At 54.9% G+C, this 13,845-nt stretch carries 14 protein-coding genes; 13 read left to right on the forward strand and 1 reads right to left on the reverse strand.

Annotated features, from left to right (window positions below; translation table 11 throughout):
* Positions 1 to 2 precede the first annotated feature (2 nt).
* The 9 genes from JJB97_RS10660 (at position 3) to rpoS (ending at position 6,999) form a co-directional block, all read left to right on the forward strand.
* The gene (locus JJB97_RS10660) at positions 3 to 326 is read left to right on the forward strand and encodes a DUF3561 family protein (RefSeq protein WP_238713996.1); all 324 of its coding nucleotides are present in this window, start codon (positions 3 to 5) and stop codon (positions 324 to 326) included.
* A gap of 166 nt (positions 327 to 492) precedes the next feature.
* Positions 493 to 804, forward strand: coding sequence for a cell division protein FtsB (ftsB, locus tag JJB97_RS10665; protein WP_238713997.1), 312 nt, complete (start codon positions 493 to 495; stop codon positions 802 to 804).
* Positions 805 to 825: 21 nt separating this feature from the next.
* On the forward strand, positions 826 to 1,536 hold the full coding sequence (ispD, locus tag JJB97_RS10670) for a 2-C-methyl-D-erythritol 4-phosphate cytidylyltransferase (RefSeq protein WP_238713998.1): 711 nt from the start codon (positions 826 to 828) through the stop codon (positions 1,534 to 1,536).
* Positions 1,536 to 2,015 carry a 2-C-methyl-D-erythritol 2,4-cyclodiphosphate synthase gene (ispF, locus tag JJB97_RS10675; protein WP_238713999.1) on the forward strand — a complete coding sequence of 160 codons (480 nt, stop codon included), beginning with the start codon at positions 1,536 to 1,538 and terminating at the stop codon, positions 2,013 to 2,015. The genes ispD and ispF overlap by 1 nt, the downstream gene beginning before the upstream one ends.
* Positions 2,012 to 3,058, forward strand: coding sequence for a tRNA pseudouridine(13) synthase TruD (truD, locus tag JJB97_RS10680; RefSeq protein ID WP_238714000.1), 1,047 nt, complete (start codon positions 2,012 to 2,014; stop codon positions 3,056 to 3,058). The genes ispF and truD overlap by 4 nt, the downstream gene beginning before the upstream one ends.
* Complete coding sequence (gene surE / locus JJB97_RS10685) at positions 3,039 to 3,800, forward strand: 5'/3'-nucleotidase SurE (RefSeq protein WP_238714001.1); 762 nt, start codon at positions 3,039 to 3,041, stop codon at positions 3,798 to 3,800. Before truD ends, surE begins: the two co-directional genes overlap by 20 nt.
* Positions 3,794 to 4,420 (forward strand): protein-L-isoaspartate(D-aspartate) O-methyltransferase, encoded by a 627-nt coding sequence (locus JJB97_RS10690; RefSeq protein ID WP_238714002.1) that lies wholly within the window; start codon positions 3,794 to 3,796, stop codon positions 4,418 to 4,420. The genes surE and JJB97_RS10690 overlap by 7 nt, the downstream gene beginning before the upstream one ends.
* Before the next feature lie 296 nt (positions 4,421 to 4,716).
* Entirely contained in the window at positions 4,717 to 5,826 is a 1,110-nt protein-coding gene (nlpD, locus tag JJB97_RS10695) for a murein hydrolase activator NlpD (RefSeq protein ID WP_399198425.1), read from the forward strand.
* Positions 5,827 to 6,006: 180 nt separating this feature from the next.
* Complete coding sequence (gene rpoS, locus JJB97_RS10700) at positions 6,007 to 6,999, forward strand: RNA polymerase sigma factor RpoS (protein ID WP_238714003.1); 993 nt, start codon at positions 6,007 to 6,009, stop codon at positions 6,997 to 6,999.
* 251 nt (positions 7,000 to 7,250) lie between these two features.
* Here the strand turns inward: rpoS and mutS are convergent, their stop codons facing one another.
* Positions 7,251 to 9,809 carry a DNA mismatch repair protein MutS gene (mutS, locus tag JJB97_RS10705; protein WP_238714004.1) on the reverse strand — a complete coding sequence of 853 codons (2,559 nt, stop codon included), beginning with the start codon at positions 9,807 to 9,809 and terminating at the stop codon, positions 7,251 to 7,253.
* A 577-nt stretch (positions 9,810 to 10,386) separates the two neighbouring features.
* Between mutS and mltB the strand changes: the two genes are divergently transcribed.
* From mltB to JJB97_RS10725, 4 genes are all read left to right on the forward strand, one after another.
* Complete coding sequence (mltB, locus tag JJB97_RS10710; RefSeq protein WP_238714005.1) at positions 10,387 to 11,469, forward strand: lytic murein transglycosylase B; 1,083 nt, start codon at positions 10,387 to 10,389, stop codon at positions 11,467 to 11,469.
* A 120-nt stretch (positions 11,470 to 11,589) separates the two neighbouring features.
* Positions 11,590 to 12,087, forward strand: coding sequence for a nicotinamide-nucleotide amidase (gene pncC / locus JJB97_RS10715; protein ID WP_238714006.1), 498 nt, complete (start codon positions 11,590 to 11,592; stop codon positions 12,085 to 12,087).
* Positions 12,088 to 12,179: 92 nt separating this feature from the next.
* Complete coding sequence (gene recA / locus JJB97_RS10720) at positions 12,180 to 13,244, forward strand: recombinase RecA (protein ID WP_238714007.1); 1,065 nt, start codon at positions 12,180 to 12,182, stop codon at positions 13,242 to 13,244.
* Positions 13,245 to 13,314: 70 nt separating this feature from the next.
* Positions 13,315 to 13,809, forward strand: coding sequence for a regulatory protein RecX (locus JJB97_RS10725; RefSeq protein ID WP_238714008.1), 495 nt, complete (start codon positions 13,315 to 13,317; stop codon positions 13,807 to 13,809).
* The last annotated feature ends 36 nt before the right edge of the window (positions 13,810 to 13,845 follow it).

The raw sequence follows: 13,845 nt of genomic DNA on the forward strand, positions 1-13,845 counted from the left end.
ATATGCGCAACAGCCCCCAACTCTTTACAACCCCGCCTGCGACGTTGCCGGACAGGGAGGATACCGCCTGGTCCCTCTCCGGCGGGCTTATTGGTTTTGCTGCATGGATGCTGGCGCTCGGTTTCCCCTTCTTTGTCTATGGCGCTAATACGCTGTTTTTCTTTTTGTATACGTGGCCGTTTTTTCTGGCGCTGCTGCCGGTCGCTTTAGTAACCGGCGTTGCGCTGCATTCGCTGCTTGAGCGCCGCCTGCTGCTAAGCTTTATTGTGACACTCTCAGGCGTTAGCGCCATGTTCGGCGCGCTTTTGCTCTGGCTGATGAACTGACATACTTCAAAGCGTAACAGACTATACATATTCTTTGCCGCAGGCACAGAGTGCGCATCCTTGCGTATTATGTGGTAAATTCTGCCGCACTTTCTTGAATGAATCAGGCCTGGTAGCGTCTCATGACACGTTATGGGATGATGGCGCCGTTTGATCCGGGGGCGAAATGGGTAAACTAACGCTGCTGTTACTGGTTTTGCTGGGCTGGCTCCAGTATTCGCTGTGGTTTGGCAAAAACGGGGTTCATGATTATACGCGCGTAAGCGAAGATGTTCAGGCACAGCAGGCAACCAATGCCAAACTCAGGTTACGCAATGACCAACTGTTTGCTGAAATCGACGATCTGAACGGCGGCCTTGAGGCGATTGAAGAGCGCGCGCGCGATGAGCTGAGCATGATCAGACCGGGTGAGACTTTCTATCGTCTGGTGCCTGATTCCTCTAAGCGGAACTGGCGTTCAGGACAGAATAATCCATAAAACAGATTTGAGCTTGTGCAGATGTCAGAACACTTCAGGGAGGTTATCGCCGTGGTGCCGGCCGCCGGAACAGGCAGCCGTATGCAGGCGCAATGCCCCAAACAATACCTCACCATTGGTGATAAAACGATCCTGGAACACGCCGTTTCAGCGCTGCTGCGCCACCGGCGCGTCAGTAAAGTGATTGTGGCTATCAGCCCGGAAGATACCCGGTTTGACGCGCTGGCGCTGGCGAAACACCCGCAGGTGCTGAAGGTGACTGGCGGCGCGCAACGCGCGGATTCGGTGCTGGCTGGCCTTAACGCCGCCGGCAACGCCGACTGGGTGCTGGTGCATGATGCCGCACGCCCCTGCCTGCACCCTGACGATCTCTGTCGCCTGCTGGCTATTGCCGATCACAGCGAGGTTGGCGGCATACTGGCAAGCCCGGTGCGCGACACCATGAAGCGCGGCGAGCCCGGTTTATCGTGCATTGCCCACACCGTGGCGCGCGACGATCTGTGGCATGCCCTTACCCCGCAATTCTTTCCGCTGAAACTTCTGCGCGAGTGTCTGAGCCGCTCGCTGGCTGAAGGCGCGCTCATTACCGACGAAGCCTCTGCGCTGGAACACTGCGGATTTCATCCCCTTCTCGTTAGCGCCCGGGCGGACAACATTAAAGTAACGCGCCCGGAAGATCTGGCGCTGGCAGCTTTTTATCTGACCCGGTTACCCAAAACGGAGAATAATTGATGCGAATCGGACACGGTTTCGACGTTCATGCTTTTGACGGCGAAGGCCCGATTGTTATCGGCGGCGTGCGTATCCCTTTTGAAAAAGGGTTGCTGGCGCATTCTGACGGCGACGTGGCGCTGCATGCGCTTACTGATGCGCTGCTGGGCGCGGCGGCGCTGGGGGATATCGGTAAACTTTTCCCGGATACCGACCCGGCGTTTAAAGGCGCCGACAGCCGTGCGCTGTTGCGTGAGGCATGGCGTCGTATTTGTGAGAAAGGTTACCGCCTGGGCAACGTTGATGTGACGATTATCGCTCAGGCGCCGAAGATGGCGCCGCATATCCCGCAGATGCGCGTATTTATCGCTGAAGATCTCGGCTGCCATATGGATGACGTCAATGTGAAAGCCACGACGACGGAAAAGCTTGGCTTTACCGGTCGCGGCGAAGGCATCGCCGCTCAAGCGGTGGCGCTGCTGATTAAGGTTAATGCATGATGGATGGGCAAACGCTTACCTGGCTGCATGGCCAGCCACAGTCTTGCGGAGTGCTAAAGGCCAATCCGGAAGATTTTGTCGTCACCGAAGACCTGGGATTCGGCCCGGATGGAGAAGGCGAGCACCTGTTGGTGCGTATTCTGAAAAGAGGCTGTAATACACGGTTTGTGGCCGATGCGCTGGCGAAGTTTTTGAAAGTACACGCCCGTGAAGTCAGTTTTGCCGGGCAGAAAGACAAACATGCGGTCGCTGAGCAGTGGTTTTGCGTGCGCCTGCCGGGCAACGCGATGCCGGATATGGGCCGCTTTGAGCTTGAGGGCTGCCAGGTGCTTGAGTACGCGCGCCATCGCCGCAAACTGCGCCCCGGCGCGCTGAAGGGCAACCGCTTTACGCTGGTGCTGCGCGAAATTACGCACCGCGAGGACGTGCAGGCGCGTCTTGACAAGGTGCTGCGTCAGGGGGTGCCAAATTATTTCGGCAGCCAGCGTTTTGGCATCGGCGGCAGTAATCTGAGCCAGGCGCGGGCGTGGGCGCAGAGCGACAGGCCGGTGCGCGATCGCGCAAAGCGCAGCTTTTGGCTTTCCGCTGCCCGCAGCGCGTTATTTAATCAGCAGGTTAGCGAACGCCTGAAAAAAGCGGACTTTAACCAGGTGATAGAGGGCGACGCGCTGCAACTGGCGGGCCGGGGAAGCTGGTTTGTCGCCGATAACCGGGAGCTGGCGTCGCTCCAGCCTCGGGTCGACAGCGGCGAGCTGATGATTACTGCGGCGCTGCCGGGCTGCGGCGACTGGGGAAGCAAGGGCCAGGCGCTGGCGTTTGAGCAGCAGACGCTGGCGCATGAGGCGGATTTGCAGGCGCTGTTGGCGCGCGAGCGGGTTGAGGCGGCGCGGCGGGCGATGTTGCTGTATCCTGCCGAGCTAACATGGAGCTGGTGGGATGATGTGACGCTGGAGGCCAGTTTCTGGCTACCCGCAGGCAGTTTCGCCACAAGCGTAGTCCGGGAAGTAATCAATACAGGTGATTATGCGAATATTGCTGAGTAACGATGATGGTATTCATGCGCCGGGTATTCAGACGCTGGCGAAAGCGCTGCGTGAATTCGCCGGGGTTCAGATCGTTGCTCCCGATCGTAACCGCAGCGGCGCGTCAAATTCGTTAACGCTGGAATCCTCACTGCGGACGTTTAGCTACCCTAATGGCGATATTGCCGTACAGATGGGGACGCCAACCGATTGTGTCTATCTGGGCGTCAATGCGCTTATGCGTCCGCGCCCGGACGTGGTTGTTTCCGGCATTAACGCCGGCGCTAATCTGGGCGATGACGTTATCTATTCCGGCACTGTGGCGGCAGCGATGGAGGGCCGTCATCTGGGATTTCCTGCGCTGGCGGTATCGCTCGATGGCCATGAACATTATGACACCGCGGCTGCGGTGACCTGCGCTATGTTGCGGGCGCTTAGCCGCGAACCGCTGCGTACCGGACGTATTCTGAACGTTAACGTACCCGATCTGCCGCTAAGCGAGATCAAAGGTTGGCGCGTGACTCGCTGCGGCAGCCGTCATCCGGCAGATCAAGTTATCGCCCAGCAGGATCCGCGTGGCAACACGATCTACTGGATTGGCCCGCCAGGCGAAAAGCACGATGCCGGACCGGACACGGATTTTGCCGCCGTTGAGCAGGGCTACGTTTCTGTGACGCCGCTACAGGTCGATTTGACCGCCTACAGCGCCCATGATGTTGTCAGCGCCTGGCTTGCCAGAACCGGGATGGAGCAGGCATGGTAAGCAGGCGTATTCAAAAATTGCTCGATAAACTCAAAGAACAGGGGATTCGCGATGAGCGCGTGCTTAACGCGATCGCGTGGGTTCCGCGTGAGAAATTTGTGGACGAGGCCTTTGAGCACAAGGCCTGGGAAAATGTGGCGCTGCCAATAGGCTCCGGACAAACCATTTCTCAGCCGTATATGGTTGCGCGCATGACGGAGCTGCTTGAGCTTAATCATGAATCACGCGTGCTGGAGATTGGCACTGGCTCGGGCTACCAGACGGCGATTCTGGCGCATCTGGTGCGCCACGTGTGCTCAGTCGAACGCATTAAGGGATTGCAGTGGCAGGCGCGTCGCCGTCTTAAACAGCTTGATCTGCATAATATTTCAACCCGTCACGGCGATGGCTGGCAGGGTTGGCAGGCACGCGCTCCATTTGACGCTATTATTGTGACGGCGGCGCCGCCTGAAATCCCGGCGGCGTTGCTGACGCAACTTGATGAGGGAGGCGTTCTGGTTTTGCCGGTAGGCGTTGAGCGCCAGTTTCTCAAGCGGGTGCGCCGCCGGTCGGGTGAATATCTCATTGACACTGTTGAAGCCGTACGTTTTGTACCTCTGGTACAAGGCGAGCTGGCTTAAGTCCTGGAAATATCCTGTTTTCATCCAGCCGGCATAGCGCAATTATACTTGCGCTTATGGCGATGTCTGAGGACAGGCCAGAATGACCTGGTGGCAACTTTACCGACGCGTTTTGCGCTGCAGGGACGGTAGTGTGGCCATCTGTCAGTGAACTTGCCGATAAGCGGGCGCTCTGCTGGCGCAGACTAACCCGACCACGCCGCAGCCCTGTAAGGGGAGATTCAGGGATGGACAGGCCTTAACGTACCTGAAATCAAAGCAATAAAAGTAAATCAGTTTTCATTCCTGGGGGATCAATGAGCGCGGGAAGCCCGAATTTTACTTTACGTCGCCTGGCGACGTTATCGCTGGTAAGCCTGTGGCTTGCCGGTTGTTCCAGCAATAATACGCAGGCGCCGATAAGCGTTGTGGGTGAGGGGAGCGATGAGGGCGGCGGCGGAATGCTGGTGACTCAGCCGCCGCCAGTACAGAGCCCGTCGCAGCAAAATCCTGTGCTACAACAGCCGCAGATTCAGCCTGCGCAGCCGGTTCAGACATCGCAGCCGACGGCAGTACAGCCGGTACAGATTCAAAATGGCCGGATTGTTTATAACCGTAGCTACGGGGATATTCCAAAAGGCAGCTATACCGGCGGCGATACTTATACCGTTAAGCACGGCGATACGCTGTTCTATATTGCCTGGATTACCGGCAATGATTTTCGCGACCTGGCGCAGCGTAATGCTATTGCTGCGCCCTATAACCTGTCTGTGGGCCAGAGGCTGCAGGTCGGAAACGCTTCCGGAGGGCCGATTACCGGCGAAAACGCCATCACTCAGGCCGATGCCTCGGCCCAGGGCGTCACGGCTGCACAAAATCCGAATACAGTAGTTGCGTCTAAACTAACAATTACGTATTCTGAGGATTCGGGTAAACAGAGTGCTAATAAGATGTTGCCTGGAAACCAAAGCGTCGGCAGCGTTGCCGCTCCCGTTACGGCTCCAGCAACAGGCACAGCCGAACCGACTGTCAGTAGTACGTCGACCAGTTCGCCGATTTCAACCTGGCGCTGGCCGACGAGCGGCAAAATTATCGAGAACTTTTCTGCTGCTGAAGGCGGCAATAAGGGGATTGATATCGCAGGAACGAAGGGCCAGGCTATTACCGCTACCGCCGATGGGCGCGTAGTTTATGCTGGCAACGCCCTGCGCGGTTACGGAAATCTGATTATCGTCAAACATAATGACGACTACCTGAGCGCCTACGCCCATAACGACACTATGCTGGTCCGGGAGCAACAAGAAGTTAAGGCGGGGCAGAAAATAGCTACTATGGGTAGCACCGGAACCAGTTCTACACGTTTGCACTTTGAGATTCGTTACAAGGGGAAATCCGTAAACCCGCTGCGTTACTTACCGCAGCGATAACATCGGCGAAAACCCAGTATAACCCCCCGTTCAGACCGCACCAGGAAGGCAGCGGAGTTAATCCCGACAGTCTGGCAATCCAGAGCGTCGGGATAACGACAGCAGCAGAGTTTTGCTGTGCCCTGAAAGGTGTTGCTTATGCGGGTGCTGCGCCCAGGGATCACGGGTAGGAGTCACCTTATGAGTCAGAATACGCTGAAAGTTCATGATTTAAATGAAGATGCGGAATTTGATGAGAACGGAGTGGAAGCTTTTGATGAAAAAGCTTTGGTTGAAGAAGAGCCCAGTGATATCGACCTTGCAGAAGAAGAGTTGTTATCACAGGGCGCTGCGCAACGCGTCCTTGATGCAACCCAGCTTTATCTGGGGGAGATTGGTTATTCTCCACTGCTGACGGCGGAAGAAGAGGTTCATTTTGCCCGGCGTGCGTTGCGCGGCGACGTTTCGTCCCGCAAACGCATGATTGAAAGCAACCTGCGTCTGGTGGTGAAAATCGCCCGCCGCTACAGCAACCGCGGCCTGGCGTTGCTGGATCTGATTGAAGAAGGCAATCTGGGCCTGATTCGCGCGGTAGAAAAGTTTGACCCGGAGCGCGGGTTTCGCTTTTCAACCTATGCGACATGGTGGATTCGCCAGACTATCGAACGGGCTATTATGAACCAGACCCGTACGATCCGTTTGCCTATCCACATCGTTAAAGAGCTGAATGTGTACCTTCGAACGGCCCGCGAGCTTTCTCATAAGCTGGATCACGAGCCCAGCGCTGAAGAAATTGCTGAAAAGCTGGATAAACCGGTGGATGACGTCAGCCGAATGCTGCGCCTGAATGAGCGCATCACATCGGTTGATACGCCGCTGGGCGGAGATTCTGAAAAAGCGCTGCTGGATATTCTGGCAGATGAAAAAGACAACGGCCCGGAAGATACCACTCAGGACGACGATATGAAGCAGAGTATCGTCAAATGGCTGTTCGAACTGAACGCCAAGCAGCGCGAAGTGCTGGCGCGTCGCTTTGGCCTGCTGGGTTATGAAGCGGCAACGCTTGAAGACGTAGGGCGTGAAATTGGCCTGACCCGTGAAAGGGTACGTCAGATTCAGGTCGAAGGGCTACGCCGTTTGCGTGAGATCCTTCAAACCCAGGGGCTGAGCATTGAAGCGCTGTTTCGTGGTTAAGCGTTTTGTTTAAACAGAAATACCTCCCGCCGGGAGGTATTTTTTTGCTCGCTTTATGTCGCTATGACAGCGTTAATGTCTTCCCGCCGCAGGCAGAGAGCCTTTTATTGCCCGCATCAACCTGAGCGCAGCAGCCATGACCGCTGTATAACCATAAGCCTTAGCGCAGCCAGCCGTTAAATTTTACCACTCTGTTTTCAGCGGGTTAGCCAAAGTCAGCCGCGCAAGCGTCTCCGGCTGGCTTTTGTAGGCTAAACCAAATTTTTCAGGCGGTAGATCCACTCCAGCGCCTGGCGGGGCGACAGCGTATCCGGATCAAGCGCTTCCAGGGCTTCAACGGCTGGCGAACGCTCTTCAACGCTTAGCAGCGACATTTGGCTTCCGTCCACTTGGGTTGCCGCAGCCGGGCCGGAAATGCTTTCAAGCTCACGCAGCTTCTGTCGTGCGCGCTTAATGACGTCTCTGGGCACCCCGGCGAGCGCTGCCACGGCAAGTCCATAGCTTTTACTCGCTGCGCCTTCCTGTATGCTATGCATAAAGGCGATAGTATCGCCGTGTTCAACGGCGTCCAGATGCACATTGACCACACCTTCCATTTTTTCCGCGAGGGTGGTTAGCTCGAAATAGTGCGTGGCGAACAGCGTCAGCGACTTGATGCGCGTGGCCAGATTTTCTGCGCAGGCCCAGGCCAGCGACAGACCGTCGTAGGTTGACGTGCCGCGGCCGATTTCATCCATCAACACCAGGCTTTGTTCTGTAGCATTATGCAGAATATTGGCCGTTTCGGTCATTTCAACCATAAAGGTGGAACGCCCCGAAGCCAGATCGTCGGCGGCGCCGACGCGGGTAAAGATGCGATCGATCGGACCAAGCTCGGCTTTTTCCGCCGGTACGAAACTGCCAATATAGGCCAGCAGGGCAATCAATGCGGTCTGACGCATATAGGTGCTTTTACCGCCCATATTCGGGCCGGTTATGATTAGCATTCGCCGCTGGCTACTGAGGTTAAGCGGGTTGGCAATAAACGGATCGTTAAGTACCTGTTCTACGACCGGGTGTCGGCCGCCGGTAAGTTTGATTCCAGGTTTATCGGTAAAGGTTGGGCAGATGTAGTTCAGTCTGTCTGCACGCTCAGCAAGGTTGGTCAGCACATCGAGTTCAGCCAGCGCGCTGGCGCTTTGTTGCAGCCCGGCAAGATGCGGCAGCAGAAGGTCAAACAGCTCGTCATAAAGCTGTTTTTCCAGCGACAGCGCCTTGCCTTTGGAGGTCAGTACCTTATCTTCATACTCTTTTAATTCAGGAATAATGTAACGTTCGGCGTTTTTCAGCGTCTGGCGGCGTACGTAGTTCATCGGCACCAGGTGGCTTTGCCCGCGGCTGACCTGGATATAGTAGCCGTGTACGGCGTTAAATCCGACTTTAAGCGTATCGATTCCCAGTCGTTCGCGCTCCCGCACTTCGAGCCTGTCAAGATAATCCGTGGCGCCGTCGGCCAGCGCGCGCCATTCATCCAGCTCCGTATTATAACCGGGCGCAATGACGCCGCCGTCGCGTACCAGCACCGGCGGCGTTTCGATAATCGCGCGCTCCAGCAGCTCGCGTAGCTCGGCAAACTCGCCCATATCGCTGCGCAACGTTTGTACGTATTCGACATCCATATCCTGCAATATGGCTTGCAGCTCTGGCAGTTGCTGGAAGGCATGACGCATACGCGCCAGATCGCGCGGACGCGCGGTGCGCAGCGCAAGGCGCGCCAGGATACGTTCCAGATCGCCAACCTGGCGCAATACCGGCTGGATATCTGCAACGCAATCCTGCAATGCGGCAATAGTTTGCTGGCGCCGGGTTAGCGTACGCACATCGCGCACCGGCATATGCAGCCAACGCTTAAGCATTCGGCTGCCCATCGGCGTGACGGTACAGTCGAGCACCGAGGCGAGCGTGTTTTCTGTTCCGCCTGCGAGGTTATGTGTGATTTCGAGATTCCGACGCGTGGCGGCGTCCATGATTATACTGTCCTGCTGGCGCTCCATTGTTATTGAGCGAATATGGGGCAGGGAAGTACGCTGCGTATCTTTGACATACTGTAAAAGACAGCCTGCCGCACACAGCCCGCGCACGGCTTTCTCCACGCCAAAGCCGGTCAGATCGCGCGTGCCGAACTGCATATTGAGCTGCTGGCGCGCCGTTTCTGGTTCGAATTCCCACAGCGGGCGGCGGCGCAGACCGCGGCGCGCGTCAATTAGCGACATATCGGCGAAATCTTCTGCATACAGCAGTTCCGCAGGGTTTGTGCGCTGTAACTCAGCGGCCATCGCTTCTTTGTCCGCCGGTTCGCTCAGGCGAAAGCGGCCGGAACTGATGTCGAGCGTGGCGTAGCCAAAACTTTTGCCATCCTGCCAAATGGCGGCCAGAAGATTGTCCTGGCGTTCCTGCAACAGCGCCTCGTCGCTGATAGTGCCGGGTGTCACGATACGCACGACCTTACGCTCGACCGGACCTTTTGCGGTTGCCGGATCGCCAATTTGCTCACAGATAGCGACTGATTCGCCGAGGTTGACCAGCTTTGCAAGATAGTTTTCTACGGCATGGTGCGGCACGCCAGCCATCGGTATCGGTTCGCCCGCAGAGGCGCCGCGTTTGGTTAATGAAATGTCCAGAAGTTGAGAGGCGCGCTTCGCATCGTCATAGAACAGCTCGTAAAAATCTCCCATGCGATAAAACAGCAGAATATCGCGATGCTCTGCCTTCAGGCGCAGATACTGCTGCATCATAGGGGTGTGGGAATCTAAATTCTCTAATGTACTCATTAGCTTTTGATGTCCATTTGCTTAATTTTTAATGAGGCTGCGGCAATTGTTGTTCTTATGGCGTCTGTGTTGTCGCATCGTCATTTATAAGAGAGCGGCTTCAGACCCCCAGGCTTGGGCCTTGTTTAACGGGCTGTAAGCGGATTAACCGGTGCTGTTTAGCGCACTGCCCTGATGTGCAGTGTGCATGATAACGGAGTCTTTATGTCAGGAAAACCAGCACGGAAGGTGCTTTCTTCGGGATTGATTGAAATGATGAAAATAAGGTTATGGAAATAGAGGCCTGTCTTTAACCATATTGAATGCCTTGTTAACAGAACCCAACGTTACCGCTATCGCGAGAGCATCCACGTAGGGGCCTGACGATGAGGCTTCGGTTGTCTGCCCGGGTGGCTTGGCCCGAAAATGGAATAAACCAGGTAATTCTCTGAAAAATCTATGCTGAAGTTGTAGAAAAACCTGATATTGGTGCGAAGAAAGGTAAATTTAATGTGAAAATACCTGGATAAACTTTCGTTGATCGCGAATAACGAATTACCATTAGTTACTACTTTCGCAGTTATGTTCAGGGACACATATGCTTAGTCGACGTTATGCCACACTTCTGCCAGCGATGGCGCTTCTTGTTGCCTGCAGTAGTAAAACGCACATGCAACCGGAGGGGGGGAGCGCGCCTGCTGCTGTTCCTTTAGGGGGATTTTTACTGGAACCACAGCACAATATAAAACAGCTCGGCGGTGATTTTGCGATGAATCCCGCAGCGGAAAAATTTATTAATAAAATGGTTCGCGTGCATGGTTTCGATCGCCAGCAATTGTATGAAATATTTTCGCAAACTAAGCGTCTTGACTCCGTATTACGCCTGATGAATCGGCAAGCGCCGACAACCCAGGTGCCCCGCGGCCCGAACGGCGCATGGCTGCGCTATCGCGGCAAGTTTATTGCGCCTGATAACGTACAAAACGGCGTGATGTTCTGGAATCAATATCAGGATGCGCTTAATCGCGCCTGGCAGATTTATGGCGTGCCGCCGGAAATCATTGTCGGTATCATTGGCGTTGAAACCCGCTGGGGGCGGGTGATGGGGAAAACACGTATCATCGATGCGCTTTCCACGCTGGCTTTTGATTATCCCCGCCGCGCTAAATATTTTGCAGGTGAACTGGAAACTTACCTTCTGATGGCGCGTACCGAAGGCAACGATCCCTTGTCACTGCGCGGCTCTTTTGCTGGCGCAATGGGATATGGGCAATTCATGCCGACATCGTTTAAAGAATATGCGGTAGATTTCAACGGCGACGGGCACATTAATTTATGGGATCCGGTGGATGCCATTGGCAGCGTGGCAAACTATTTCAAAGCTCATGGCTGGGTGAAAGGCGGTCCGGTCGCGGTGCAGGCTAACGGCGAAGCGCCGGGCCTGGCGACGGGTTATAACACGAGGTATACCCTTAACCAACTGGCGGCCGCTGGTCTTACGCCACAGCAGCGGCCGGGGGGCTATAGCTCGGCAAGCCTGCTGCGCCTTGATGTGGGAACTCACTATCAGTACTGGTATGGTTTGCCAAACTTTTATGTTATTACACGCTATAACCACAGTACGCATTATGCGATGGCCGTTTGGCAGCTTGGGCAGGCTGTTGCAATGGCTCGTAAGTAAATACATTCCCGGTTTGCTGAAATATGCGTTGTGTAACAGGCATTCCGGGGATATCGACCGGCCCTGAAGTTTGGGGTTGGCTGGCTTATTACGTTCTGGACGCGCAGGGGCCTCTTTATAGTGAATGATGAAACATTACTTGAACTAAGCCGGAAAATTGGCCTGGCGTTGAAACAACGCGGCGCGACGGTCACTACCGCTGAGTCATGCACCGGCGGTTGGGTGGCAAAAGTTATTACGGATATCGCGGGAAGTTCTGCCTGGTTTGAACGTAGTTTTGTCACTTACAGTAATGAGGCGAAAGAACAAATGGCAGGAGTTCGCAGCCAGACGCTGAACGAACACGGCGCCGTCAGCAAGGAAACGGTTTGTGAGATGGCGCTCGGCGCGCAGCGCGCCGCCTCAGCGGACTATGCAATCGCCATTAGCGGTATTGCCGGGCCTGACGGCGGCACGGCGGTTAAGCCGGTTGGCACGGTCTGGTTCGCTTTCGCGGATGCCGACAGGCGCATCGTTACCCGCTGTGAATGCTTTGCCGGCGATCGTGATGCAGTGCGCCGCCAGGCGACGGCTTATGCCTTGCAAACGCTATGGCAACAATTTCTACAAAACACTTGATACTGTACAGTCATACAGTATAATTGCCGCAACTGAAGCAATCCAGATTAAGACACAGAGTGGCGCAGCCGCGCTGCATGACAGGAGTAATAATGGCTATCGACGAAAACAAACAAAAGGCGTTAGCGGCAGCACTCGGCCAGATTGAAAAACAATTCGGCAAAGGTTCCATCATGCGTCTGGGTGAAGACCGTTCTATGGATGTGGAAACGATCTCTACCGGCTCTCTGTCGCTTGATATCGCTCTGGGCGCCGGCGGGTTGCCTATGGGGCGTATTGTTGAAATTTACGGGCCGGAATCTTCTGGTAAAACCACGCTCACTTTGCAGGTGATTGCCGCCGCGCAGCGCGAAGGTAAGACGTGCGCGTTTATCGATGCGGAACACGCGCTGGATCCGGTCTATGCGCGCAAGCTGGGCGTCGATATTGATAATCTGCTGTGCTCTCAGCCGGATACTGGCGAGCAGGCGTTGGAAATTTGCGATGCGCTGGCGCGCTCTGGCGCGGTTGATGTTATCGTCGTCGACTCCGTCGCGGCGCTGACGCCGAAAGCAGAAATCGAAGGCGAGATCGGCGACTCTCATATGGGCCTTGCGGCGCGTATGATGAGCCAGGCCATGCGTAAGCTTGCCGGTAACCTGAAACAGTCTAATACGCTGCTGATTTTCATTAATCAGATCCGTATGAAAATTGGCGTCATGTTCGGTAATCCGGAAACCACAACCGGCGGTAACGCGCTAAAATTTTATGCCTCTGTTCGCCTTGATATTCGCCGCATTGGCGCGGTGAAAGAAGGTGAGAATGTGGTAGGCAGCGAAACGCGCGTTAAGGTTGTAAAAAACAAAGTCGCGGCGCCGTTCAAACAGGCGGAATTCCAGATTCTTTATGGAGAAGGCATTAACTTTTACGGTGAACTGGTGGATCTGGGCGTTAAGCATAAACTGATTGAAAAAGCTGGCGCATGGTATAGCTATAACGGCGAAAAAATCGGGCAGGGTAAAGCGAACGCGTCTAACTTCCTGAAAGAAAATAAGCCAATGGCGGCAGAAATTGAGAAAAAGCTGCGTGAAACGCTATTGAATAATCAGGATGATAAACCCGATTTTGCGGTGGATGATCTTAACGAAGGCGTTGCACAAGCCGATCAAGATTTCTGATGATTACGGGGCTGCGAATGCGGCCCCTCTCCTTAAGCTTCTCCTGCGCCACCACTTTCTGGATACACCTGTGTCTGAATCTATTTCCCGCCGTTCTGGCTATACTCGCTTACTTGATAAATCAACCCGTCTGCTGGCGATGCGCGATCACGCGGAACAGGAATTAAGACGTAAGCTTGGAACATTGCTTGGGGATGGAACAAACGATAGCGATGCTACTCAGCACGATCTGGAACGCGTTATGACCCGGTGCCTTGAGCACGGCTGGGTTGACGATAAGCGGTTTGCCCAGCGCTATCTTGCCGGGCGCAGTCGTAAAGGATATGGCCCACAGCGCATTCGGCAGGAGTTGAAACAAAAGGGCGTTAGCAATGATGATATCGACGCGGCTTTTAAGGCAAGCGAAACAGACTGGGTACGGTTGGCGACTGAGCTGGCGGTAAAGCGGTTTGGGTATCCTCTGCCTTCAACCTTTTCTGAAAAAGTAAAAATACAGCGTTTTTTACTGTATCGCGGTTTTTATATGGACGATATCCAGTCCATTTACCGAAATTTCAACGTTTAGCACACCTGGGGTTTTACTTCCCTTGCCAGAAAACAT

Origin of the sequence: Tenebrionibacter intestinalis, assembly GCF_016632365.1 — a bacterium.
GTDB lineage: Bacteria > Pseudomonadota > Gammaproteobacteria > Enterobacterales > Enterobacteriaceae > Tenebrionibacter > Tenebrionibacter intestinalis.